The organism is Mesorhizobium sp. M1163, from assembly GCF_040318415.1.
Taxonomy (GTDB): Bacteria; Pseudomonadota; Alphaproteobacteria; order Rhizobiales; family Rhizobiaceae; genus Mesorhizobium.
In genome coordinates this window covers 18,820-43,767 of record NZ_JAMYMF010000032.1, presented here as the reverse complement: position 1 = coordinate 43,767, position 24,948 = coordinate 18,820, and the positions used below count along the sequence as shown (strand labels likewise).

Annotated in this window: 22 protein-coding genes and 1 pseudogene; 22 read left to right on the top strand and 1 reads right to left on the bottom strand. The window is 61.1% G+C overall.

Annotated elements, in window-relative coordinates:
- From NKH43_RS26360 to NKH43_RS26280, 17 genes and pseudogenes are all read left to right on the top strand, one after another.
- Nucleotides 1-819 (top strand): FecR family protein, encoded by an 819-nt coding sequence (locus tag NKH43_RS26360; protein ID WP_352860605.1) that lies wholly within the window; start codon nucleotides 1-3, stop codon nucleotides 817-819.
- A 15-nt stretch (nucleotides 820-834) separates the two neighbouring features.
- Nucleotides 835-2,748: a CHASE2 domain-containing protein gene (locus tag NKH43_RS26355; protein ID WP_352860604.1), complete on the top strand. Its 1,914-nt coding sequence runs from the start codon at nucleotides 835-837 to the stop codon at nucleotides 2,746-2,748.
- 870 nt (nucleotides 2,749-3,618) lie between these two features.
- On the top strand, nucleotides 3,619-3,864 hold the full coding sequence (locus NKH43_RS26350; RefSeq protein ID WP_023722247.1) for a type II toxin-antitoxin system VapB family antitoxin: 246 nt from the start codon (nucleotides 3,619-3,621) through the stop codon (nucleotides 3,862-3,864).
- The gene (locus tag NKH43_RS26345; RefSeq protein WP_352451707.1) at nucleotides 3,864-4,292 is read left to right on the top strand and encodes a type II toxin-antitoxin system VapC family toxin; all 429 of its coding nucleotides are present in this window, start codon (nucleotides 3,864-3,866) and stop codon (nucleotides 4,290-4,292) included. The genes NKH43_RS26350 and NKH43_RS26345 overlap by 1 nt, the downstream gene beginning before the upstream one ends.
- A 153-nt stretch (nucleotides 4,293-4,445) precedes the next feature.
- A pseudogene (locus tag NKH43_RS26340) lies at nucleotides 4,446-4,576 on the top strand (transposase); the annotation flags it as partial.
- Nucleotides 4,577-4,674: 98 nt separating this feature from the next.
- The gene (locus NKH43_RS26335) at nucleotides 4,675-5,889 is read left to right on the top strand and encodes an ROK family transcriptional regulator (RefSeq protein WP_352860602.1); all 1,215 of its coding nucleotides are present in this window, start codon (nucleotides 4,675-4,677) and stop codon (nucleotides 5,887-5,889) included.
- Nucleotides 5,886-7,142 carry a M20 family metallopeptidase gene (locus NKH43_RS26330; RefSeq protein ID WP_352860600.1) on the top strand — a complete coding sequence of 419 codons (1,257 nt, stop codon included), beginning with the start codon at nucleotides 5,886-5,888 and terminating at the stop codon, nucleotides 7,140-7,142. Before NKH43_RS26335 ends, NKH43_RS26330 begins: the two co-directional genes overlap by 4 nt.
- 34 nt (nucleotides 7,143-7,176) lie before the next feature.
- The gene (locus NKH43_RS26325) at nucleotides 7,177-8,238 is read left to right on the top strand and encodes a substrate-binding domain-containing protein (protein WP_352860598.1); all 1,062 of its coding nucleotides are present in this window, start codon (nucleotides 7,177-7,179) and stop codon (nucleotides 8,236-8,238) included.
- Nucleotides 8,239-8,299: 61 nt separating this feature from the next.
- On the top strand, nucleotides 8,300-9,361 hold the full coding sequence (locus NKH43_RS26320) for a substrate-binding domain-containing protein (protein WP_352860597.1): 1,062 nt from the start codon (nucleotides 8,300-8,302) through the stop codon (nucleotides 9,359-9,361).
- A 35-nt stretch (nucleotides 9,362-9,396) separates the two neighbouring features.
- On the top strand, nucleotides 9,397-10,371 hold the full coding sequence (locus NKH43_RS26315) for an ABC transporter permease (RefSeq protein WP_352860596.1): 975 nt from the start codon (nucleotides 9,397-9,399) through the stop codon (nucleotides 10,369-10,371).
- A gap of 12 nt (nucleotides 10,372-10,383) precedes the next feature.
- Nucleotides 10,384-11,583: an alanine racemase gene (locus tag NKH43_RS26310; RefSeq protein WP_352860595.1), complete on the top strand. Its 1,200-nt coding sequence runs from the start codon at nucleotides 10,384-10,386 to the stop codon at nucleotides 11,581-11,583.
- 10 nt (nucleotides 11,584-11,593) lie between these two features.
- The gene (locus NKH43_RS26305) at nucleotides 11,594-12,346 is read left to right on the top strand and encodes an ATP-binding cassette domain-containing protein (protein WP_352860594.1); all 753 of its coding nucleotides are present in this window, start codon (nucleotides 11,594-11,596) and stop codon (nucleotides 12,344-12,346) included.
- A gap of 653 nt (nucleotides 12,347-12,999) precedes the next feature.
- Nucleotides 13,000-13,773 (top strand): HAD-IIA family hydrolase, encoded by a 774-nt coding sequence (locus NKH43_RS26300; protein WP_352860592.1) that lies wholly within the window; start codon nucleotides 13,000-13,002, stop codon nucleotides 13,771-13,773.
- A gap of 434 nt (nucleotides 13,774-14,207) precedes the next feature.
- On the top strand, nucleotides 14,208-15,272 hold the full coding sequence (locus NKH43_RS26295) for a substrate-binding domain-containing protein (RefSeq protein WP_352860590.1): 1,065 nt from the start codon (nucleotides 14,208-14,210) through the stop codon (nucleotides 15,270-15,272).
- 50 nt (nucleotides 15,273-15,322) lie between these two features.
- A complete protein-coding gene (locus NKH43_RS26290) occupies nucleotides 15,323-16,396 on the top strand; it encodes an ABC transporter permease (RefSeq protein ID WP_352860589.1) in 1,074 nt (357 codons plus the stop codon).
- The gene (locus tag NKH43_RS26285) at nucleotides 16,393-17,199 is read left to right on the top strand and encodes an ATP-binding cassette domain-containing protein (RefSeq protein ID WP_352860587.1); all 807 of its coding nucleotides are present in this window, start codon (nucleotides 16,393-16,395) and stop codon (nucleotides 17,197-17,199) included. The genes NKH43_RS26290 and NKH43_RS26285 overlap by 4 nt, the downstream gene beginning before the upstream one ends.
- Nucleotides 17,200-17,255: 56 nt before the next feature.
- Nucleotides 17,256-18,986: a CocE/NonD family hydrolase gene (locus tag NKH43_RS26280; protein WP_352860585.1), complete on the top strand. Its 1,731-nt coding sequence runs from the start codon at nucleotides 17,256-17,258 to the stop codon at nucleotides 18,984-18,986.
- A gap of 93 nt (nucleotides 18,987-19,079) precedes the next feature.
- Here NKH43_RS26280 and NKH43_RS26275 read toward each other — a convergent pair whose 3' ends face one another.
- Nucleotides 19,080-19,694 (bottom strand): TetR/AcrR family transcriptional regulator, encoded by a 615-nt coding sequence (locus NKH43_RS26275; protein ID WP_352860583.1) that lies wholly within the window; start codon nucleotides 19,692-19,694, stop codon nucleotides 19,080-19,082.
- 329 nt (nucleotides 19,695-20,023) lie between these two features.
- Here NKH43_RS26275 and NKH43_RS26270 point away from each other — a divergent pair, with 329 nt between their 5' ends.
- The 5 genes from NKH43_RS26270 (at nucleotide 20,024) to NKH43_RS26250 (ending at nucleotide 24,871) form a co-directional block, all read left to right on the top strand.
- Nucleotides 20,024-21,694 (top strand): AMP-binding protein, encoded by a 1,671-nt coding sequence (locus NKH43_RS26270; RefSeq protein WP_352860582.1) that lies wholly within the window; start codon nucleotides 20,024-20,026, stop codon nucleotides 21,692-21,694.
- Nucleotides 21,694-22,461 carry an SDR family NAD(P)-dependent oxidoreductase gene (locus NKH43_RS26265; RefSeq protein ID WP_352860580.1) on the top strand — a complete coding sequence of 256 codons (768 nt, stop codon included), beginning with the start codon at nucleotides 21,694-21,696 and terminating at the stop codon, nucleotides 22,459-22,461. The genes NKH43_RS26270 and NKH43_RS26265 overlap by 1 nt, the downstream gene beginning before the upstream one ends.
- Before the next feature lie 20 nt (nucleotides 22,462-22,481).
- Entirely contained in the window at nucleotides 22,482-23,096 is a 615-nt protein-coding gene (locus tag NKH43_RS26260) for a thiolase family protein (RefSeq protein ID WP_352860578.1), read from the top strand.
- Nucleotides 23,093-23,938: an enoyl-CoA hydratase/isomerase family protein gene (locus tag NKH43_RS26255; protein ID WP_352860576.1), complete on the top strand. Its 846-nt coding sequence runs from the start codon at nucleotides 23,093-23,095 to the stop codon at nucleotides 23,936-23,938. Before NKH43_RS26260 ends, NKH43_RS26255 begins: the two co-directional genes overlap by 4 nt.
- A gap of 126 nt (nucleotides 23,939-24,064) precedes the next feature.
- On the top strand, nucleotides 24,065-24,871 hold the full coding sequence (locus tag NKH43_RS26250; protein ID WP_352860575.1) for a helix-turn-helix transcriptional regulator: 807 nt from the start codon (nucleotides 24,065-24,067) through the stop codon (nucleotides 24,869-24,871).
- Nucleotides 24,872-24,948 lie beyond the last annotated feature (77 nt).

The window sequence follows — 24,948 nt, the reverse complement described above, 5'->3', positions numbered from 1 at the left end:
ATGAGGACCCCGTACCGTCAGATCGCCATTTTTGTCGCCTGCCTTGCCTTTGCGGCACCATCCGCCGCTGAAACGGTCGGGTCGATGACGGCCTACCAGACCAACATCGTCCGCAACAACGGCGGGACAATGAACGTCGGTGCCGGCGTCGAACTCGGCGACCAGCTGCGCAGCAATCCCACTGGTCTTGGAATGCTGGTGTTCCGGGACGAATCGAGCGCCAAGATTGGTCCGAACACCAGCCTGACGATCGATGAATTCGTCTACAATCCGGGCTCCGGGTCGGGAAAGATCGACATCGGGATGAATAGCGGCCTGGCCCGTTTCTATGGCGGCCAGGTTTCGAAAGGCGGCGTCATGCAGATTGCGACGCCGCACATGGTGCTCGGGGCCAGAGGCGGCATCATCGAAGTGCTGGTGGCAGCCGGCCAGACCGTCGGCATACTGCGCGCCGGCCGCATGACCTGCACGATAAATGGCAAACGGCTGGTCATCACAAACCCGGGCTTCGCCTGCACGTCGGAAAATGGCAAGCTGCTGACCGGCTACGGCGGAATCGACACCTTCCCGATATTGGACAGCATCGACCGGATAGCCGGCACCGGCCTGCCAGGCGCACCGGGTCCGGGATTGGACGTAAGCGCGATTTGTGCGTCGGCACTCGGCGGTTCGCTCAAAGTCTGCGATTCCACCGACGGGGCATTGCCAGGAGTGGTCATGGAGTTCCCCGACAGCCCAACGCCACCTGTGGGCGGCGGCGTGGATGATTATGGCGAGGGGGATGGCGAGGGCGACGGCTGCTCCTACTACTGCAATTAGGCCCGGCAGCGCGACATGAGCCTATTGGCCGGTTGGCGCTGGGCTGATTGGCGGCAAGCTGCCAGGCGCAAAATATCCGGTCTTGCGGTCGTGCTCCTGCTGCTCGCTTGCCATTTGGCTTTCGACGGGCCGCTGTCGCGCCTGCGCGAACGCACCTACGACTTCTACCAGTTTCTCGCCCCACGCCAGGCGACGAGCAATCCTGTCGTGATCGTCTCGATAGACGACGCCAGCCTCCAGGCACATGGGCGATGGCCTTGGAACCGTGGCCTCTTGGCCGATCTGGTCGATGGCATCACCGAATCCGGCGCCGCGGTGATCGGGCTTGCGCTGGTGCTGCCCGAGGCCGACACCTCGCCTGAGGGCATCGCCGGAGACAAGCGCCTGGCAACGGCGCTGGCGAAAAATCGAACGGCGATTGCCGTCAGCCTGGGCAACGAGGCGACGGTTTCAGAAGCAGAGCCCAAAGCCGGCTGGTCGATCGTCGGGCAAGTACCCGACACACTTCCCGGCTTCACCGGCCTGACCGGCTCGCTTGCCGAATTCTCGAACGCCGCCGCGGGCCTCGGCGTAATTCGCACATTGCCCGATCCAGACGGCGTACTGCGCCATGTGCCGCTGCTCTGGCTTCGCAACACCGCTCAAGGCGTGCAGCTCTGGCCGTCCTTCGCGCTCGAACTCCTGCGCCTTTATGCCGGGCAGGACGGCTACATAGCCCGCCTGAATGCCGCAGGGTTTAATGCACTCAGGATGGCTGGCGCCATTGTGCCGCTCGAGCCGGAGGGGAGCATCCGCCTTTGGGAAACCATCACGGATACACCCCATATATCCGCCAGCACTATCCTTTCGGGCGACAGTGATCCGCGGCTGCGGGACGCCATCGCCATTGTCGATCTGTCGGCCGTGGGACTGACGCAGTATCTACCCACCCCGACGCGTTCAGCGTGCCCAGGCGCGGACATCCACGCCGATGCTATCGGCCAGATGCTTGCCGGGCGCTATCTTGCAGAGCCAACGCACGCACGTACGCTCGAGCGGCTCTGGTTTGTCCTCAGTGGCGTCGTTTTCATCGGGCTTTCCGGAGTGCTCGCCGGACGTGTCGTGCTTGGCGCCCTCGCTCTGGCGCTGCTGGCCGTCACGCCGTTCGTGTTCGGCGCTCTCGAATACAGCCTGCAGGGTGCACTCTATGACCCGCTGCAGCCGGCGCTTGCGACGATCCTGGTTACGGGCTTCGAAGGCTATGTCCTCTACAGGCGCAGCGAGCAGCGCCGGTCCACCCTGGCACGGCAGTTCTCTCAATATCTGTCGCCCTCCGTGGTGCAGCGCCTCGCAAGCTCGGACACCGAAGCGATCCTGTCCGGCGAGAAGCGCGAGATCACAATCCTGCTCAGCGACATACGCGGCTTCACGACGATGAGCGAACAACTCGATACCCAAGAGATCGCAAAGGTGGTCAACCACTTCCTCGGCATTGCGACCGATGAGATCCTCAAGCGCGACGGCACCATCGACAAGTTCATGGGCGATGCGGTGCTGGCCTTCTGGAACGCACCGCTTGATCAGCCCGATCATCGCGAGCGCGCGCTCGACGCGGGCCTTGCCCTGATCGAGCGGGTGAAGCGCGAAGACGCCGCCTTCAGCGCGGACGGCCATCCGTCTATCGCAATCGGCGTCGCCATCGAGACGGGGATTTGCTCGGTAGGCAATTTCGGCTCCGAACGGCGTTTCGATTACACCGCGATCGGCTCGCCGGTGAACCGCACGGCACGGCTCGAGTCGACGACCAAGAAGCTGGGCATCCCCCTGGTGCTTGGTCCCGGTTTTGCGAAAGGAGCATCGATGCCGGTCGTCCAAGCGGGCGCCTTTGAGCTCCAGGGTTTCAAGGGCGAAGTGCCGGTTTTCACCGTTCCGGAGCTGCACCATGAATGAGCCGCGAAGTAGAGAGCCAACGTGGTGAGCAATCTGGCGCCCCTGCCGTGGTGGTTGGTTCGCCGCCATCCGTGCAAATGGCACCGCCTGATCTTGCACCCCGAACCCGAAGCACACGCTGACCGGATCCAGCGGATGGCAGGGGTGCCGACCTGCTTTGTGAACTAATACTGCTGGGGAGGCCTAGGTGTCATCAAACGGCCCTTTAATTGCGGGTGGCTGTCAATCCGGATCAGCGCGACAGCCGATGAGACGCGGATAGACGGCGAAGAGATCCGTCGAGGTAACCCGGCAATGATTGTCGAGGCCGCCGAATTTTCGAGCGAGAAGATAGGCCGTGTTATCCAGTTCACCACGAATGGCAGCACGGCTTCGTTGAGTTCGCCGGCGCCATCATGTGGAGGCAGCGCGTGGTTCAGATTGTTTATCCTCGCCGCTGGATCATGCGCTCGGGATGTTCCCAAGAGCATCCAGCCGTAGCACTCGCCGAGCTGCCCTAACGAGAGAGTTCGCTGGGCCGGGATTATGGCCGTTATGAACCTGACGCAATCGATGCAGCTGGCGCTGGCCTCGTCGGGCGCGTGGGCGGTCTATCGACATCAATCGGTCGCCGCGGATGTTGGGATGCGCAGGCGTCGGCGTACGTAGCGCCGATGCGCCTTGGGCATGTGGGCGTTGACAGTGACATGGCCGCAGCGACGTGTTTCAGACGCCGAGCAATTCCAAGGACTGAGCACCAGAACCGAACCTTCCGACGGATTTTCGCGAGCTGCATTCCTCCCTCCCCTCCTTATCAAAACCGCCGCTCGCGAATTCGCTGGCCAGTATATCTGCGATATGATATACATATGTCACTCAGAGGATATACAAATGCCGCTCTTCATTCGCGATCCCGACGTCGATGCCATGGCCGTCGAGCTGCAGCAGATTACCAACGCGCGCAGCAAGACCGAGGCCGTCAGAACCGCCTTGCGCCATGAGATCGAGCGCAACCGCGGCAGCGTCCCGCTGCGCGAGAGACTTGCCAAAGTCAAGGAAATGGCGCGGCGGATCGGGCCGGCCAACCCTGATTTCGATATGAAGAAATTCACCGACCAAATGTGGAGCGACGACTGATGTTCGTCGATGCCTCGGTGATCGTTGCCATCCTGAACGAGGAACCTGGCGCGGAAGAACTGGAAAAGCGGCTCGCGGCCGCGACCAAGCCGCTGTATATCTCCCCGCTCGTCCGGTTCGAGGCAGTCCAGGGTCTCGCGCGAGCATCGGCCGAAGCCATCAAAAAGAACGCCAAGCCCACGGCCGACATGCTGGCGCAAGCCCGTGATACCGTCGACGCCTTTTTGATCGAGATCGCCGGCAAGGAAATCATGATATCCGGCGACATCGGCGACCGGGCGATCGAAGCCAGCATGAAATACGGCAAAGCAGTCGGGCACAAAGCCGATCTCAATTTCGGCGATTGTTTTGCCTACGCTTGCGCGAAGGCTCACCGGCTTGCCCTGCTTTACAAGGGCAATGACTTTTCACAAACTGATCTGGCGTAAGTCCTGGCCTTGCATCGCGACGCGAGAGCCGATGGGCCCTTTTGCATGCTTTGGGCGAATCGTCGTCTTTCATGGTTAAACGCAATATTACGAGGAACGTTCGCTGCAGCACCGGTTTTCTTCGGCACGATCACCGTCCAGGCACAGCGGGCAGACGGCATCTTCTGGGTGCTGCGATCGGGTGCGCCATGCCGCGATCTTCCAGGGGGCGATACGGCCCACGCACCACCTGCTACAATCGCTTCGTTCGATGGCGGAAAGCAGGTGTGTGGGACCGCCTCATGCATGGCAGTGATTTGCACGCAGAGGCGCATTTGCTGGTTGACTGCCATCTGGAATGACGATTAAGTTCGGTCACAGAACGAATTAATCGGAGTTGCTCTTGAACGACGTCCCGCGCATCTCTCGTCAATTCTCGCAGCGCTCCGTCATGGAGGCGATAGTGCAAGGTGGGCCGATCTCGCGCGCGTCAATCGCCAAGCAGACCGGCTTGTCCAAGCAGACAATCTCCGAGATCGTCAGGACACTTGAGCAGGAAGGGTGGGTCCAAGAGACCGGACGCACAAGCGGACATGTCGGGCGGACTGCCGTAACCTACGAGCTCGTATTCGATGCTGCCTACATCGCGGCGGTCGACCTCGGCGGCACCAAGGTCCGGGTCGCTCTCACCGATCTCGCCTGCCAGATATTTGCGGAGGAGACGGCTCCAACAGATCGTAGGGGCGGCCAGTACGTCGTCGACCAGATCGTCGATCTAGCGATTCAGGCCGCCCAGCGGCACCGGATTCCCCGCACAAAGATACGGCTGGCCGTGATCGGTGTTCCCGGCGTACCCGACGAGGAGACTGGTCGCATCTTGCTTGCCCCGAACATCGCCGACTTTGACACGATGAATGTCGTTCGCGCGTTCGAACGAGCATTCGGATTTCACGTGATGATCGAGAACGACGTCAACCTGGCGGTCCTTGGGGAAAACTGGCAGGGATGCGGCCGCGGTATCGACAATCTAGCCTTTATAGCGCTGGGTACCGGCGTCGGCAGCGGCCTCATGGTCGGAGGCAACCTGGTGCGCGGCGCCAGCAATGCAGCCGGCGAGATGGGATTCCTGCCAATCGGCGCCGATCCGTTCGCGCCAACATCGCAGCGCACCGGCGCCTTCGAGCGGGTTGTGGCTGCCAACGCGATGGTTGAGCGCTATGCGGCGCTGACCGGCAACAGCGTCAATGTGCCGACGATTTTCGATAATGCATTGGCCGGAGATACCCACGCCGCCACGGTGCTCGACGAAACCGCGTGCTATCTGGCGCAAGGCATTGTGGCCTTAGCCGCAATCGCCAATCCGCAGAAGGTGATCCTGGGGGGCTCGATTGGGCTGCGGCCGGAAATCCTGTTGCACGTCAGGGAGCTGTTGCCACGCTGCTTCCCTTACCCTATCGCCGTTGAAGCGAGCGAGCTCGGCTCGCGCGCCGCGCTCATCGGGGCGGCCGCCATCGGGCTTGGTCAGCTGCACAACACTCTGTTCGGCGTCGAAGCGCCAAACGGACGCATTTCGCTTCCCCCGGCCAATTCGGGCGTGCTGCGCGAGGCTGCGCTATGACGGCCTCAGACATCACCACGCGCCTGCGCGCCGCGCTTGATCGGGATGTGGCGGTGGAGCTTCTGCGCGCCGCGATCGGCCGCGAAAGCATAACCGGTAACGAGGCAAACTTTGTCGCCTTGCTCGAGGAACGCATGCGCGCGCTTGGGATGAGCGAAATCCGGCGTGCGGAATTCGCGCCGGGCAGGCCTAACATCTGGGGCGAGCGGAAAGGCACCAGCGCCGGCAAGCGGCTGCTGTTCATCGGTCACACCGACACGGTTCATGTCGAGGGCTGGCACGACCATTGGGCTGGCACTGCCAAACAGGATCCGTTTGCCGCGCCAATCGTCGACGGACAGATCTGGGGCCGCGGCGCCGGCGACCTCAAGGCCGGCATCTGCGCCGCGCTGGCGGCCCTTTCCCTACTCGACAGTGCCGGCATCCGGCTGGCCAGCGACGTTGCCTATGCCTTCGTCGGCGACGAGGAAAGCGGCCAGCCCGGAACCGGCATCTCCGCCGGCATCAAGGACTTCGTCGGCCGGATCGAGAAAGGCGAGGTCGTGGCGCCCGACTTCGTGGTCTACGTCGAGCCCACTCGCCTTTCCATCTATCCGGCGCAGATCGGCTTCTTCATTACCGACATCACGATCACTGGGCGGTCGGCCTATTTCGGCGTACCCGAGCTTGGCAAGGATGCGCTGCGCGCAAGCCACGCCGTCATGAGCGCGCTGTGGAAGCATTCGGAAGATGTTGCAACACGTGCGGAGCATCCGCTGATTGGGCGCGGCTTCCTGCTGATCACCGGCCTTGAGGGCGGCGGCTACATCGCGGTGCCTGAACGCTGCACTCTGTCGCTAATCCGCAAGCTATTGCCCGGCGAGTCGCTGGACGAGGCAGCCGCCGAAATCGAGGCTGCCGTGCGCGACGCCATCACCGATCCTGAAATTGCCGTGGCGTTTGCCTATCCAGCGGGCCGCGATCATCCGCTCGGCGGAAGTGCCGCCGAGATTGCACCTGACATGCCCGAGGTTGGAGCCCTGGCTGCTGCCATGGCCCGATCGATGGCTGGTCGCGGCGCCATCGAAGGCGCGCCATTTTGGTCAGAAGCGTCCTTCTTCACCAACCGCCTCGGCATTCCCGCCGTCTACTGCGCGCCGGGTGATATTCGTAACTGTCACACCTTCGACGAACACGTCGATGTCGAGGAATATCTGGCCGGAGTCGTCGGCTTTGCCCGCTTCATTGTGGATTATTGCGGCATTACGGAATGAACTAGAAACTGAGAGCGAAACTGGGAGAACGACCATGCTGATAGACAGATTTCTTGCTGCTGCGCTTACAGGCAGCCTGATGCTAATGGCCGGCAGTGCTGGCGCACAGACAGTGGGCCCAAGCGGCGAGACGGCGACGCCCAGCGCCGAGGTTACTCTGTCGGACACAGATCTGGCCGCAGTGAAGGAGAAGGGCTACAAGGCCGCGCTGCTGTGGCACACCTCGTCCGACTTCACCAATGCGGTCAGCGCCGGCGCCAAGGATGAATTTGCCCGTGCTGGCATTCAGATCGTCGTGACCACCGACGCCGGCTTTGACGCGGCGCGGCAGCGCAGCGACATCGAAACGGCGCTCGCAGCCAAGCCAAACGTAATGCTGTCGCTGCCCCTCGACCCGGTTACGTCGGCCGAGGCGTTCCGTCAGGCGCTCACCGACGGCACCAAGCTGGTATTCCTTTCCAATTTGCCGAAGGGCTACAAGCATGGAACCGACTACGCCGCTATCGTCACCGACGATCTGTTCCAAATGGGCAAACAGGCGGCCGACGCGCTGGCCAAGGCGCTCGATGGCAAGGGCAAGGTCGGCTACATCTTCCACGATGCCAGCTACTATGTGACGAACCAGCGCGACCAGGCTTTCAAAACGACCATCGAGAAGGATTATCCCGGCATCAAGATCGTCGCCGAGCAAGGGATCTCCGATCCGGCGCGGGCAGAAGAGCTGGCCAGCGCCATGCTTGTGCAGCATCCCGATCTGGACGGCATATACGTCACCTGGGCCGAACCGGCCGACGGCGTGCTGTCGGCCTTGCGAGCAAGCGGCAACACCAAGACCAAGATCGTTACGCTAGACCTCGCCGAGCCGGTGGCACTCGATATGGTCAAGGGCGGCAATGTGACCGCACTGGTCGCCGACAAAGCTTATGAGCTCGGTCGCGCCATGGCCGCCGTCGGCGTCAAGGCGCTGCTCGGCCAGGAGACGCCGGCCTTCGTCGTTGCCCCAGCGCTTACCGTGACCAAGCAGAACGTTGCGCAGGGCTGGAAGGACTCGTTGAACCGCGACGCGCCGCAATCGGTGCTCGACGCGGCCAAGTGACAGGCGAATGCCCGGCGGTCAATTCGGGCTGGCCACAGCTGTGGAAACAAGGGGAACTGACATGCGCACAACAATTGGAATCTTGTCGGCGCTGATCGCACTCGTCGTCGTCAATGCCTTCGCAGCCGACGGCGCCACCACGGGACCGAACGGGGAAAAGCCGACACCGGCACGCAGCGTGGTGCTGACGCCCCGCGAGGAGCAGCAGATCAAGGACGGCAAATATACCGCCGCACTGGTCTGGCATGAGATGAGCGAATACACCAACGCGGTGAACAGCGGTGCGGAGGACGAGTTCAAGCGGCTCGGCATCACGGTGGTGGCGCAGACCGACGCTGGTTTCGATGCATCCCGGCAGAAATCCGATGTCGAGACGGTGCTCGCCAAGAAGCCATCGATCATCCTGTCCCTCCCGGTCGATCCGGCAAGTGCAGCTACGGTCTATGATCCGGCGCGCCAGGCCGGCGTGAAATTGGGATTCGTCGACAACTCGCCGGCCGGCTACGTTCACGACAAGGACTATGTGACCATCGTTTCGGACGACCTTTTCCAGATGGGCAACAAGGCCGGCATCGCAATGGCCGAGGCGCTCGGCAAAAAAGGCGAGGTCGGCTACATCTTTCACGATGCCGATTTCTACGTCACCAACCAGCGCGACGGAGCATTCAAGCGCACGATCGAGCAGGACTATCCCGACATGAAGATCGTGGCCGAGGCCGGAATGGCCGATCCGGCGCGCAGCGAGGAAATCGCGCAGGCGATGATCACGCAGCATCCAGACCTCGACGGTATCTACGTCACCTGGGCTGAGCCGGCGCTTAGCGTCCTGTCCACATTGCGAGCGGCCGGCAACAGCCACACCAAGATCGTCACGCTCGACCTGAACGAACCGGCGGCACTGGATATGGTGAAAGGCGGCAACGTTGCCGCACTCATCGCAGACGAAGCCTACGACATCGGCGTGACGCTGGCGCGCGCCACCGCCGCCTCGTTGATCGGCAAGAATGCCGCGCCTTTCATCGTGGTCGATTCCCTCGCCGTCACCAAGGACACTGTGAAGGACGGGTGGAAGCGGTCTCTCAATAAGGACGTGCCCGCGACCATCGCGGCCGCCATAAAATAGCGGCAGAGAAAGCCGCCCTGCCGGAGGAAGTCAGAATGACCAGTGTCAACACCAGCCCCGGCCGGGCAGCGAGCTTGGTCAGCCGCTTCAACCTGCAGCAATATGTCGTCTATCTCGGATTTCTGGCAATCTTTCTGTTCTTCGCAATCGTACTGAAGGATAGCGGTTTCCTGACCGTCCGTAACCTGTCGAACATCGTGCTGCAGACGGCGCCTGTGACGATCATGGCGATCGGCCTTGTCTTTGTCATGTCGGCAGGCGAGATCGATCTCTCGATCGGTTCCATCGTGGCCGTGGCTGCCCTTGCTGCCGCGGTGGCGATCAACGCCTACGGCATGTTAGCCGGCGTGCTGGCCGGCCTCGGCGCCGGCATCCTGATCGGCCTGCTCAATGGCGCCCTGGTGGCTTACGTCAAGTTGCCTTCATTTCTGGTAACGCTGGCGACGCTCGGTCTGTTCGCCGGCGTATCTCGCTCGATGACCGATTTGCGGTCGATCCCGGTCACCAACGATGCCTTCACCGGCTTTTTCGGCTCGGGTTCCCTGCTGGGAGTTCCGTCGCTGATCTGGTGGACGGTCATTGCCGTGGCGATCGGACATCTCATCTTTCGAGAGACACGCTTCGGCGCTCATGTGCTGGCCACCGGTGACAACAGCCGTGCGGCCAATGTCTCCGGGATAAGCGTGGCGCAGATACGATTGGCCGTTCTGACAATAAGTGGCGGCCTCGCAGGCCTTGCGGGGTTGCTCTATGCCGGCCGCCTGCAGGCCGCGAAATATACGCTCGGCGAAACCGACCTTATGACGGTGATAGCGGCCGTCATCGTCGGCGGCACCCTGCTCAACGGCGGCAAGGGCTCGATCGTCGGTGCGCTGGTCGGCTCGCTGATGATGGGCATGCTGAACAACGGGCTCATCCTGATGGGCCTGTCCGTCTCCGACCAGATGATCGTGCGCGGCTTGATCATCCTTGCGGCTGTCGCGGTATCGCTGCGCGAAAAGTCCCGTTGAAGGAGGGTAGCCATGTTCCTCGATGTTCTGCGGCGCCGCAATCCGACCTTTATAGAAAGCGCCATGCGCCTGCACCAAGAAGGAAAGCTGCCGGCCAATTCCTATGTGCTCGACCTCGACACCGTGGAAGCCAATGCCCGGATCCTGAAGCGCGAGGCCGACCGGTTCGGCCTGAAGATTTTCGCCATGACCAAGCAGGTCGGCCGCGCTAGCTCGTTCTGCCAGGCGGCTAAACGCGGCGGCATCGATCACGCTGTCGCTGTCGACATGGCCTGCGCACGGGCAACGTATAGGGCCGGCCTGACGCTCGGCCATCTCGGCCACCTGCAGCAGGTCGCGAGGTACGAGGCCAATGCTGCGGCCAAGACGTTCAGACCGGACTATTGGACCGTCTTCAACAATACGAAAGCTGAAGAAGCCGCTGCCGGCGCAAGGCGCGCGGGGTATACGCAGAACTTGCTTGCCCGCATCCGCGCTGACGGCGACGTCTTCTACCGCGGCCACGAGGGTGGTTTTGAGGCTGTCGATATTGCCGCCGTCGCCGAAAGACTCGATGGTCTCGACGGCGGGTGCTTCGCCGGCATCACCACCTTCCCAGCGCTGCTATTCGACCAGGCGGCACGAAAGGTGCTGCCGACCAATAATCTGGCGACGCTGGGCAGAGCCGCCGAAGCACTCGCAAAGGCAGGCCACCGCAACATCGAGGTGAACGCGCCGGGCACGACGTCGAGCGTATTGCTAGGCACGCTGGCCGAGGCTGGCGCAACGCAATGTGAACCCGGCAACGGCCTGGCCGGCACCACCGCGCTGCACGTCATGGAGGACCTGCCCGAGCTTCCTGCCGTTCTGTATCTGACGGAGGTGTCGCATTTGGCTGGCGGCAAGGCCTACTGCCTTGGCGGCGGCTTCTATATCGATCCGATTTTTCCAGACTATGATGTGAAGGCAATCGTGTCGGCAGAGCCGACCACAGTCGCCAGCGCGCTCAGAAGCGTCGAGGTGCCGCCGCCTGCGGCAATCGACTATTACGCAATGATCGACGCTAGCGGCGCCAATGTTCCGCGCCCGGGCGACTCGGCGGTATTCGGCTTTCGCGGCCAGGCTTTCGTAACCCGCGCCTACGTGGTTGGCGTCTCCGGCGTCTCCAAAGGCGTGCCAAAGATCGAAACGATCGAAAACGGTTTCGGCGAAGCCGCCGCGTGGCCGGTCTAGGAGCAACTCAATGAGCGCCGCCACGACCGGAACACCCCCTGTTTTGCAGCTGCAGGACATCCGCAAGAATTTCGGCGGCCTCACCGCCATCGAAAATTTCTCGCTCGAGCTCTATCCCGGAGAGATCGTGGCGCTGGTCGGCGATAACGGTGCCGGCAAGTCGACGCTGGTCAAGATCGTGACCGGGGTCCACGCTCCGACATCCGGGACGATCATCATTGAGGGGCAAGCTGTGGCAATGTCGAGCGCCACCATGGCGCGCGCCCACGGCATCGAAGTGGTTTACCAAGACCTTGCACTCGCCGATCAGCAGACCGTTTATATGAACATGTTCCTTGGCCGCGAGCCGGTAAACCGCTTCGGCCTGCTCGACCGACGCCGGATGATTGAAGACACCGAAAAGCTGGTGAAGGATCTCGACGTTCGCATCCCTTCGGCTCACGCCACCATCCGCGATCTCTCGGGCGGCCAGCGCCAGGGCGTAGCAATCGCCCGCGCCACGCACTGGGCGAGCAAGCTGATCCTGCTCGACGAGCCGACCGCCGCGCTCGGGGTTGCCGAGACTGCAAAGGTCGAAACGATCGTCCTGTCGCTGAAGCAGCGCAATATTGGCGTACTGATCATCAGCCACAGCCTCGACCAGGTGTTCAAGCTCTCCGATCGCATCTGTGTTCTGCGACGTGGCAAACAGATCGGTGTGCGCAAGACCAGCGAGACCGACAAAAACGAGATCGTAGCCATGATCACCGGGCTTCAGCACTAGCCTGGTCTGCCCGATGCAACACCAGAAACGAAGTGGTCCGCGTCGTGAGCGACCGGCGCCGACTCGTCATATGCGCCAAGGGACCAAACGCAAGGCACGCAGGTGAGCGCATTTGGGCTATGGTCTCTCCCCAGGTGCAGCCGCGACGCCGATTGAACAGATGGCGATCTCTACTCCTTCGTGACAATCACTTTATGGCCGAGGTGTTCGACCACGCCTGCAGCGCCGCCAGGGTCGCATCATCGACCCGCTCGATCCACACAAATTTCAGCCGCTCTCTCGCGGTAGACAAGGCCGCCCTCGCCAGAGGTTCGGGTTGCTTCGATGAATAAGATGCGCCGCTGACGGGGTCCGCGCGAGTCTGCTGGCGACGCGCCCCGCATGCTCGTGGGGAAAGGTCTAACGGCCGAGATTTGGCTGGCCTCATGCGCAGCGTCAACTCACCCGTCAGCCCGTTTGTCCTGCCGGCGGATCGCACCACCGTCCCTTTTGTACGCTGCGGCGTCCTAATTGCCGTATGAGCGGTTAGGCACCCTTCCCGCATCGCTCTGGATCCGTACATCCGCCGGCATTCTCGCCTGGAGGAGCAACAACGTGGTGAAACACAATTTGCGGTGGGCCGCGCAACCAATGACGTTGAGGGTTGATATCCTATGGTCGTAGCGCACCTGCTCGATATGGACGGGGTCCTTGTCCGCGGCGGCCAACCGATTGCTGGCTCGGTCGACTACGTCGCCCGATTGGTCGCCGAGGGTCAGCCATTTCAGATCTTTACCAACAACTCGCGGTTCACGCCGGAGGATCATGCCGAGCGTCTGAAGGCGGCTGGCTTCCCGGTGCGGGCTGAGCACATCTACACGTCGGCGCTCGCCACTGCGCGGTTCGTGGAGTTGCAAAGGCCGGGATCATCCGCCTACGTCATCGGCGAGCAGGGCTTGGTTGAGGCCCTGCGGCAGGCTGGCTGCCGAATCACTGAGTTTGACCCCGATTTCGTGATCGTCGGCGATACGGTTTCCTACCACTATGAGCAGATCGCTACTGGTGCCAACCTTGTGGCAAAGGGCGCGTGGTTTCTCGCCACAAATCCGGATGCTACTGGTCCGACCGAGCGTGGCTTCCATCCCGCTTGCGGTTCGGTCGCAGCACTCATCGAGAAGGCCACGGGCCGCCAAGCCTATTTCGTCGGGAAGCCGAACGCGTTCATGATGCGCGGCGCGCTTGACCGGCTAAAGGTGCGGGCGGTCGATACCATTATGGTCGGCGACCGTATGGATACGGATGTAATCGCTGGATTGGAATCAGGCCTGAAGACAGCACTCGTGCTTACTGGAGTGACCAGGCGAACTGACATAGAGCGGTTTCCATTCAGACCAGACTACGTGATCGAGTGTCTCGCCGATTTACGCCAGGTCGTCGTGAGGGAATGACACCAAACAGCCAGGACCCGGCCGCGCTTGCTTCTCTCGATGAAGTTGCTCTCGCTTGTCTGCCGCCTGTCCGAAGTCGGCGGGCGCCATGATCGAGCCTGCTGCCGTTGCCATGCAGGCCTGGATGGCAGCGGGAGGTTCGGACCCGACAACACGGTGCTCGTAACCGGCGTAATCATTTTTCAAAACTCGCTGTCCAATGACCTGCTAGCTGGCGCCGCTCTTCGCCGTTACCTGCCTTGGTTGAAGCTTGGCGCGAGCTGCCGTGCCTTCATGTGCTTGACAAGTGTTCAGAGGCAGGATAATCACTGAACAGTTGTTCAGTACGCCTTAGAGGAAAGGCGGAGACTGACTGACATGGCTCCGCGGATCCCTTGCGTTGGATCCGGCCGAGCCACCGATCAGGTTTTTTGATTAAGGGAGGAGGTCGATCTATGAAAAAAGCTGGAGCCGTGACTCTTCAGACGACGGGACGTGCACCTAGCCGATGCCAATCTAATGCGGGGCTTGGCGCGCTTCTCGGGATCGCCGTCTTTTCCAGCGGTTGGAGCGAAGGCTGCCCGACCCGTTTGGCGTCGGCTGCGGCGAGCGAAAGCGCAAGCCAGACCATCATCATGCTCAATGGCCCGCTCGCGGACCCGTATTTCGGGGCTATGAAGCAGGGCTCCGACGCTGCGGCCGAAGCACTAGGCATAAGTTACCAGTACGCCGCCCCGTCGGATATCAAGAACTTCGTTCCTGACTATACAACGCTGATTAATCAGGCGATCGGGCGCAAGCCCGATGCCATAGTGATTGGCAATTTCGTGCCCTCCGCCTTCGATCCTTTGATAAAGAAGGCCAGTGTCGCCGGCATCCCGGTCGTTGTCGTAAATACCGGGCTCAACACCTGGCAAGAAGATGGCGCCATTGGATTTGTCGGCTTTGTTCCCGAGGGGCTGGGCGCCGCTGCGGGAGGCGCCTCCCTGCAGGCAGGAGTGCGCCATCTCCTGTGCATCAACCACGCGCCGGTCAATCCAACGCTGGGAGTACGCTGCAAGGCGGCCCGCGAACGAATGGCCGCCGCCGGCGGCACTGTGGATGAGCTCAACATCCCGTTTGCGGACTCGGGCAACCCGGCTGCGGTCACGCAGACGATCCAAGGCTATCTGTTGTCACATTCCGAAATCGACGGAGTCCTGGCACTAGGATCAGCTATCGCAAACAATGCGGTTGTAGCCGTCCAGAAGGCCGGCAAGACGGGCAAAGTCACGATCGGAACAGTCACTCTGTCGAGTTCGGTGCTCGATGCCATCGCCAATGGTGAAATCACCTACGCCGTGGATGAGCAGCCATTCCTGCAAGGCTTCTATGGCATCGCAATGGCTTCGCAATATGCACGCTACAAGGTTCACCCGACGGCGCCGATCCTGACCGGCGGATTGGTGATTGACAAGACCAATGTGAACGACGTGATCGCCATCCAAAAGCAGTTTCCTGGCTTGCGAGGGGCTGAATAGCCGTAGGGGCAGTACCCAGTGGGCCCGCTCTCATGGGAGGAGAGAATCCAATGACCATTCATAGTGATAGTGTATCAGACGTGACGCCGACGCGCGTTCCGCGACGACTTGAAAGTCCGTCCCTTGTCGCGCGCCTGGCGCGTGCGCCGGAACTCGGCGCGGCGGTGGCCGCAATCCTACTCTATATCTTCTTTTCAATCGCCGCTGCGGGAAACGGCTTCACAAGCATCAGCGGAACTGCAAGCTGGCTGAACACCGCAGCGCAGTTGGGAATCATCGCCGTGCCGGTTGGCATGCTGATGATCGCCGGCGAATTCGATCTATCGATCGGATCAATGGTCGGCGCTGGTTCGGTCACGGTCGGCATCGTGACGGGTTATTATGGCCAGCCCCTGCTGTTTGGGTTAGCAATCGCGTTCTGCGTCGCCATGATCGGTGGTCTCGGCAACGGCTTGCTCGTGACAAGAACCGGCGTGCCATCGTTCATCGTCACGCTCGCCTCGAACTTCATTATTGCTGGCCTTGCGCTGGCGATCTCCCGATCGATGGTGAATAGCACGTCGATCCAAGTTCAAAGCGACGGCCTGGTATCGGAAGCGCTTGCGATGCATTGGGGTGATTTCGATGTCGCAATTCTGTGGTGGCTGGGGATAATCGCAGTTGCAGCTTGGGTGCTCGGTCAGAAGCAGTTCGGCAACTGGATGTTCGCCACCGGCGGCGATGCCGAGCAGGCAAGACGGGCAGGCGTGCCGACCGCGTGGGTGAAGATCGTCCTCTACCTCTGCACAGCCCTAGCATCGGCATTCGTCGGGGCGCTTCAGGCGGTCCAGTTCCACACCGGCGACGCGACCACAGGGCAAGGTTATGTCTTCCAGGCGCCAATGGTAGTGGTCATTGGCGGCGTGCTACTTCTTGGTGGCTATGGAACGGTGCTGGGTGTCGTGCTCGGCACCCTAATCTACGGGTTCGTGAGTGCCGGGCTGTTTTACACGGGCTGGAACACAGATTACGCGCAGGTGGTGATCGGCGTGCTGATGGTGATCGCAGTTCTGGCCAATAGCGCAGTGCGCAGGACCGCGGCCAACACGTTTCGGACGAACGGCGCTCGGGGTGCGAATCGATGAACCAGACACCGATCCTGCAACTGGAATCCGTCTCGAAGCACTTCGGCGGCATTTCGGCGCTTACCAATGTAAGTCTCGCGATCAATGCCGGTGAGGTCACCTGCCTATTGGGAGACAACGGCGCGGGAAAGTCGACGCTGATCAAGATCATGTCTGGCGTCCACCAAGCCTCCTCCGGAACGATCTGCGTCGATGGGAAGCAGGTTCTGTTTTCATCGCCACGGGACGCACAGGACGCAGGAATTGCCACCGTATACCAAGACATCGGCACCTTTCCTCTCATGAGCGTCGCGCGCAACTTCTTCGTTGGGCGTGAGATAAAGACGGGTTGGGGGCTTTTTCGCCGCCTCGACAGCGGACGGGCGAGCGCCGTGGCCGTCGAGCAGCTCGCCGCGATGGGAATCACTCGTGTTGGCAGTGGCGACCAACCGGTCGGAACACTTTCCGGCGGAGAGCGCCAAGCGCTTGCCATCAGCCGCGCTTTGTATTTCGGCGCACGACTCCTGATCCTCGACGAACCGACCTCGGCGCTGGGCGTCAAAGAGGCCGGGATCGTCCTGCGCCTTGTCCAACAAGCCAAAGCACGAGGGGTGGCTGTCGTTTTCATCACTCACAATGCTCATCACGCGCTGACAATCGGCGACCGCTTTACGGTACTCATCCAGGGTGCAGTGGCTGCTCAGTTCCGGCGCGGCGAACGATCTAAGGAGGAACTGCTGAACCTAATGGCTGGCGGCGAGGAACTTGAAACCCTTCAGATCGAAATGGAGGGCCTTCATCAAGCCGGTGCCCTGCCCAGCTAGCAGAATCGGTTCAATACACTCTTCATTGGTCAAGCTTGGCCACCACGGAGATCTCTATGGACACGCCCACTTCCTCGCACGATACCGAAACTGTCCAGGACGGCGATCCAAGCAACGCTTCAGGCCACAGGATTACGGTGGAGCTGGATGTTCCAGCGATCATGCGTGACGGTGTCATACTCCGCGCCAATGTGTACAGACCTGCTGGAGATGGACCGTGGCCAACGCTGCTCGCCCGCCTTCCTTACGGCAAGGATCAGATGGGCATCGTCAGCAAGCTCGATCCTGTCCAGGCAGCACGCCGCGGTTTTATGGTCGCCATACAGGACACACGCGGCCGGTTCATGTCCGACGGTGAATGGGATCCTTTCCGATTCGAGCGCGAAGATGGCTACGACTCGGTCGAATGGGCTGCCAAACTGCCTGGTTCCAACGGTCGTATTGGGATGTATGGGGAGAGCTACTTCGGCAACACACAATGGATGGCTGCCATCGAGCAGCCGCCGTCGCTGGCCGCGATTTCGCCCGCGTTGACCTGGGCGGACCCGATGGACGGGCTGTTTGCCCGCGGCGGTGCGGTCGAGCTGGGGCTGGCAATCTCCTGGACGCTCCTGCACAGTTTGGACTACGTCCGAAAGCTGGAGATTCCTGCAGCCGAGCGCAAGCGTCGAGCCGAGGGGCTTCTCAACGATTACGACAGCCTTACGGAGCAGGGTTACTACGATCTGCCAGTCGACAAGTGCGATGTACTTCGGCGCCACGATGTCCCCGACCTCGGCAGCATTCGCGCCCTTGCGGATCCAAGTATTGCCGAGCGCTGTCTCGTCGCGGGAAGCTATGAGCGCGTCACGGTGCCTACCTTCCACATAGCGGGCTGGCACGACATCTTCCTGCAAGGAACGCTGGATAACTACGGGGCCATGGCCGGCCTGAACCGTGAAGCGCGCTTGATCGTCGGGCCATGGTCCCATCTCGATTTTGGCGATTTGGTCGGGGACCATCTCTTCGGATTGCGCGCGAGCCGCTTTGGCGTGCCTTCGCATCCGCATGGCGATGTCGGTGACCTGCAGCTTAATTGGCTGCGCCGTCATCTGACGCCTGATCCGAAAATAGCGCCTCCGGAGAAGCCGGTGCGAATATTCGTGATGGGCCGCAACGTGTGGAGAGATGAAGATGCGTGGCCGCTCTCGCGAGCGAATATGCAGCGATGGTTCCTGCGCGGCGATGGGTCTCTGACAGAGGAGACCCCCAACGCCAACGAAGAGGTCACGGAGTTTCTCTACGACCCGGCCGATCCCGTTCCGACGGTCGGAGGACAGACAGTAATGTCATCAGCCTTTCCCGCCGGACCAATGGACCAGACGCGCGTCGAAGCGCGGAGCGACGTATGCCTATTCACCTCCGAACCGTTACAGCGCGAACTCGAGGTGACCGGCCGCGTCCGGGTCTTCCTGAGTGCGCAAAGTTCCGCTCCCTCGACCGACTGGGTTGCGCGATTGTGCGACGTGCATCCAAACGGATGCTCTTTCAATCTCTGCGACGGGATCGTGCGGGTCGTCCAAGACGCAGATGGTTTGTCGCGGCACGAGATCGACCTCTGGTCGACGAGCAACGTGTTTCTTCCCGGACACCGGCTGAGAGTCGCCGTGACCAGCAGCTCGTTCCCCCGCTGGGATCGAAACCTCAACACCGCTCAGCAAGACAGCAGTCGATACGAGATTGCGCGCCAGCGCGTATTTCATCGCAGCGACCGGCCGTCATATATCGAGCTCCCGATCGTTAACTGACTTGCTGCATGCTTGGCGCTGCCGAGCGCTCCCGATTTGGATGAAATGCGAGTCAACTTATGCCGGTTTCTCTATTAGACCTGCGCGTCATGTTCAGCGCGCGGAAAACAGGAGCAGAAGCGCCTCATGGCAGTCGCGCTGCAGCTTGGCGTGCGTTTGTTCCCAATCTTCCTCCTGCAGCCATTGCATGAAGCCACCTTCCACGATTGCACGGGCACGGCGGGCAGCGAGTGCAATGTCGTCGACTTTGAACACGCCGGCTTCAGCACCCTGGCGGATGACTGCAGCGTAGGAGCCGTTGATATGCTCGCGTAGAAGTTCGGCCAGTTTGGTGAAGGATTCCTGCCGGACCGCATATTGAACCAGATCCAGATAGATCAGATGGAAGTTCCTATTCTGTCGTGGACCGAGGAAAACAGCCTCCATGAGCGCGGTCAGGGCATCCTCCGCATTCTCAATGCCAGCAATGCGACGCTCGATGCGGCGCACGGTTCCGGCCAAGGCCCAGTGCATCGTTTCGATGAGCAGATTATCCCGCGACTCGAAGTGATAGATCAGAAGCGCCGGGCTCACATCGAGCTCCTTGGCGATCCGCCGTAGCGAAAGCTGCTGGGTTCCTACGCGTGCCATGGCTTCGTAGGTACCCCGGATAATAGCGATCTCATGTGTCGAGAACCATTTTGTATCCAGAGTAAGTGGGATGCTCATCAACCAGGCCTTAATGGGAAATGCTGTGTGTCCGCCAGCGGACACTGATGAACGACTACATACTGCGCAGGCGTTCAGTCGTCCATTGCGGCATTTGCCGACATCACACGCTGGGGCGACGGTTGATCCTGGCTACTGTGTGATTTGGTTCCCCCGAAAACAATACCACGCGCTTGACAGAGCCTTCTGCCGCACATAAACATGACGGCAACTGAACATATGTTCAGTTTCTGACTTTAGATCGCTAGAACGGCGCCAGTAGCATCAATTCGTCGAGTTGCTCGCTGCGGAGGAACAAGGGAATTGCAATAGAACGGGAGGAGGCCGTCGTGGAGATTAGGGAGCATTTCAAACGACCGGAAAACCGAGTTGCTGAACTTCTTGCAGTTTATAAAGATGAGAAGGTCTGCGCAGCGCACGTTCTGTGCGACCGTCATCCAGGGGATTCGCTCGCCTATACCGTTGTCAACGCCGATCTAAGCTCAATCGACGTGAGTTTTGGTGAGTTACGGGAACGCTCGGAGCGGCTTGCCCGTGCTCTCTGGTCACTTGGACTGAGGGAAGGCGATCGGATTGCCACGTTGATGCGCAAGAGCGAGCGGTATCTCGTCACCATCCTGGCTATCTGGCGTTTGGGAGCGGTGCACGTTCCGCTGTTCACCGCCTTCGCTCCATCCGCCATCGCTTTGCGGCTGGACTCCAGCCGGTGCCGCTTGGTTTTTTGCGATGCTGTTCAGAAGCCTAAGCTTGCGCCGGGTAACGACATGCCCGCCGACCGGTCATGGAAAGTGATAACAACTGGGCTCGCGGACACTGACGACCTCACCTTCGACGGCCTGATGGAAAGCGCCGAACCGGGTTTTCCAGCCGCGGCACTTGGCGGTTTGGCTCCCCTGATCCAGATCTACACGTCGGGGACAACAGGTAAGCCAAAGGGGGTGGTTGTTCCCATCAAGGCCCTGGCGAGCTTCCATGCCTATGCGGAATTCGGGCTCGGCCTGCAACCTGATGACGCCTTCTGGAACGCAGCCGACCCGGGATGGGGCTATGGCCTTTACTTCGGCGTTCTTGCCGTTCTCACAACGGGGGCCAGAGGTCTGTTCCTGAATGCCGGATTTTCAACTGAAACAACCTTCGGCGTTCTCGCCAATTACCACGTCACCAACTTTGCCGCCGCCCCGACCGTTTTCCGCTCGTTGCGCATATCAGGCTTGACGCCGCCGGCAGGAGTCAAGCTACGGCGAGCGACCAGCGCGGGAGAGCCGCTGACCCCGGAAGTGAACGACTGGGCCATCTCGGCGCTGGGCATCGTCGTTCATGACCACTATGGCCAGACCGAGGCGGGAATGCTCGTCAATAACCATCACCACCCTGCCCTGCGGCGGCCTGTCAAGCCGGGATCCATGGGTCACGTAATGCCTGGATGGAAGGGCACAATCCTGAAGCTTGACGAGGATGAACCCGCCGGGCCGGACGAGATCGGGCGACTTGCCTTTGACCTCGCCCACAGCCCGCTCGCCTGGTTCGAGGGCTACGTCGACGAGCCAGGCAAAACCGCCGAAAAATTCTCGGCGGACGGTCGCTGGTATGTCACCGGCGACACTGCGAAGGTCGATGAGCAAGGCTATCTCTATTTCTCCGCCCGCGACGACGACGTTATCATCATGGCCGGGTACAGGATTGGCCCGTTCGAGGTCGAATCGGTGATTCTGACCCATCCGGCAGTCAGCGAGTGCGCCGTCGTCGCCGTTCCCGATGTCATCCGCGGGGAAGTGCTCGAAGCGGTCGTCGTGGTACGGGAAGGCTACCCGGCCTGCGATGAACTCTCCGCCGAAATTCAGGCTTGGGTGAAGAGGGGCTACGCCGCACACGCCTATCCGCGTCAGGTCCACTATGCGCCAAACCTGCCGAAAACCCCATCGGGAAAGATCCAGCGTTTCGTGGTGCGGCAGCAACTGAGGGAGACCGCACGCAAGACCGCCTCCTGGGAGAACGCCTGATGCGGCTCGAGGGGCGGTGTGTGTTGGTGACCGGCGCTGCTTCCGGTCTCGGACGTGCGACGGTGCAGGCGCTCTCTGCGGCTGGAGCAACGCTGGTCCTGGTGGACATCATTACGGAGCCATTGCAACACCTTGCTGCACAGCTGGGTGAACACGCGCTGGCCGTCCCTGCCGACATTTGCGACCACGAGCAGATCGAGGCTGCCGTCCATCTCGCTGGGGAGCGGTTTGGCCCCGTCTACGCAGCAATAAATTGCGCCGGCATCGCCTCATCCGCCAAGACGGTGTCTAACGGCAAAGCTCACGATCTGGAACTTTGGCGTCGGGTCGTCGAAGTCAATTTGACCGGAACCTTCAATGTGGTTCGTCTCCTGGCCAGTCGCATGATCGACAACCCGCCCGATCCCGAGACAGGTGAGCGCGGCGTAATCGTCAACACGGCTTCGATCGCCGCCTTTGACGGTCAACGCGGACAGGTGGCCTATGCGGCAAGCAAGGCGGGGGTCGTGGGTCTATCGCTATCTGTCGCCCGTGACCTGGGAGAGCACGCGATACGCTGCGTCGCGATCGCACCAGGACTGTTCGACACGGAAATGTCCAGCCGGCTTCCCGGCAAGGGAATTGAGGCGCTCAGGCGAGGGCTTCTTTACCCCGACCGGATGGGCCGGCCCGACGAGTTCGCCGCCTTCGTTTGTCACGTGATTGATAATCCGTATTTCAATGGCTCGTGCCTGCGCCTGGATGGCGCGGCACGGCTCCCAGCCTGATGCAATCGGAACCACGCCACATGCTGACCGACCCTGTCGTGAACACCAGTTATGCCCGCACGCCCATAGGCTGGCTTCACAGGGCGTTTCGTACGTTGAAGGCCATTTTTCGAGCACAACGAGCAGCCGTTCAAGGTCGATGTCGGCGAGATCTCTACGTTAAAGCTTGCCCTCGTCGCGAACGGTGCGATCACGGCGGCGAATGCCTTGATGCGACGGCACTTGCGATGACGCGCGAGCCTGCTGCGAGAAAACACGGCGCCCTCTTCGAGGCCCGCTTCACAGCGCATGCGGCGCATGCAAGCAAACCGCAGCTTTTTCGCACCGCGCTGGCCGAAGCCATCCGCGAAGTATTGTCGCGCGCGGGCTGGAGGCCGAACGGCCGCGATCTCTTCGAGGTCGACGGGGCGTTCGCGATCGTCCCGATGATCGGCGGCTCTGAATTCATCTGCCGCGACAGGCTGATTCTCAACGGCGGTGCGCGTGCGTCCCGTCATCCAATCGGCGCAAGCGGCGCCGGCATTTCCGCAATATTGCGGGCCGCGCTCGAAGCCGGCGGCACCAAGCGTGGGGTCGCCTCCCAGTGCATAGACGGAGGTGAGACTATCGCGATCGAGGTTGAACTGGTCAGATGAACGAGAACGTCGAATTTCGCTCGCCAGACGTAGCGATTCCAAGGAGTCTCAGCGAGATCGCCGAACTCGTGGGCTCGACTGTATGGGTCACCCTGTCGCGACCGGAAAAAGCCAACGCGCTCGACGTTGCCACTCTCGAAGCTCTCCTCACCACTTTGGACGCAGCCGAAAGAACGCCCGAAGCTCGCGTCCTGGTGCTCAGCGGAGCGGGCAGGAATTTCTGCGCAGGCGCAGACTTGATGGCGCTCAGGGCCGGTGGGCCCGAAGGCATCCGGCATCTCCTTGAGCTAATCAAGGACTTCACGACCCGCCTCGAACGGTCCCGTCTGACAGTCGTTGCGGCCGTACACGGGGCAGCTCGAGCCGGCGGTCTGGAGCTTACTCTGGCATGCGACGTCGTGCTCGCCGCCCGGTCTGCGACCTTCGGCGACGCTCATCTGGCGAACGGCCTTTTGCCCGGTGGGGGGTCTACGGCGCGTCTGCCAAGAACGGTCGGCTGGCAACGAGCCAAATGGCTCATCTTAAGTGCTGCATCGATTGATGCTGTCACGGCCTGCGATTGGGGTCTGGTATTCGAAGTGGTCGAGGATGGCGACCTCAACTCTGCTGTCCGCCGTCTTGCTGATCGCCTGACCCATATCGACAGTGCCACGGTGCAACGGGCCAAGCGGCTTCTGTCGATGGTGGGGGAGCAACCGCTGAGCGCCTCGCTCGAGGCGGAGATCACGACGCTCGAGGCGCACTGCCATTCGACCGCATTTAGGCACGGAATCGACCGGTTTCTGTGCGGCGGCCGAGCAAGGATCGACGGCGATCCAGTTGGGCCTGAGGACCAAGGTTGACGAAACCATACGCGGCTTCACCGAGGTCGCTCGCAAGTTGAATGTTCGGCTCAAGCGCGCGAGGTATGCCAACCCCAAACAAGGTAAGCCGCAGCGCTACTACAGCTCGTGTTGGAGCAATTGTCGATGCGGAATCGCGAACTTAAACCTTTCATCCAAAGTAACGCGGCGGGCCGCAGAACTATCGACTACCGAACTCCCGCGTGGCGTCGGACCCTGGATGATACATATGAGTTTATGCGCAAACTCCAGACGAGTTCGACCACAACGGAAATTTGTGCTCGTTTGCTCGACTTTGCAGGGCGATTTGGAGCGACGAACTTGCTTGCTGGCTTGATCCCGCCGCCCGGGGCACTACAGCGGGAACAGATTTCGCATGTGCTACTCGATGCCTGGCCCCATCAGTGGTCTGAGCGCTACTTCTCCAACAGCTACCTTTGCCGGGATCCAACGATTCAGCTGGTGAACCGGGGGAGTTCTCCTTTCCTGTGGGACGAGATCGGGCAAATATCCAGCGTCTCACACGCAGGCGGTCGAATCATGAAGGAAGCCGGTGAGTTTCGGCTCCGCGCAGGTTTGACGATGGCGTTTGCGACGGCAGGTCAGCAGCCAGTAGGTTTCTCCATCGCAGGCGAGAAGTTAGAGCCCCACCCCAATGACCGAATGGCATTCCATCTTGTTGCTGCCTATGCTCTCGGCTGCACAATTATTCTTACAAAAAAACGGGATCACCGGTCCGTCCACTTGTCGCCACGGCAGTTGGACGTTCTCCGCTGGGCTTCCGAGGGCCTTGCCGTCGATGCAATCGCAGAGCGCCTCGATATCAGCAGCCACACCGCGGACATTCATATGCGCGCAATCCGCCAGAAACTTGGCGTAAGGAGCACGGTTCACGCCGTCGCGGAAGCCTTCAGAATCGGCCTGATTACGTGAACACCCTACGGGATTGCGTTATGCTCAACCGTCGCCACGAAGAGCATCATCTCTTGACCTCAACTGTGGAGGACAAC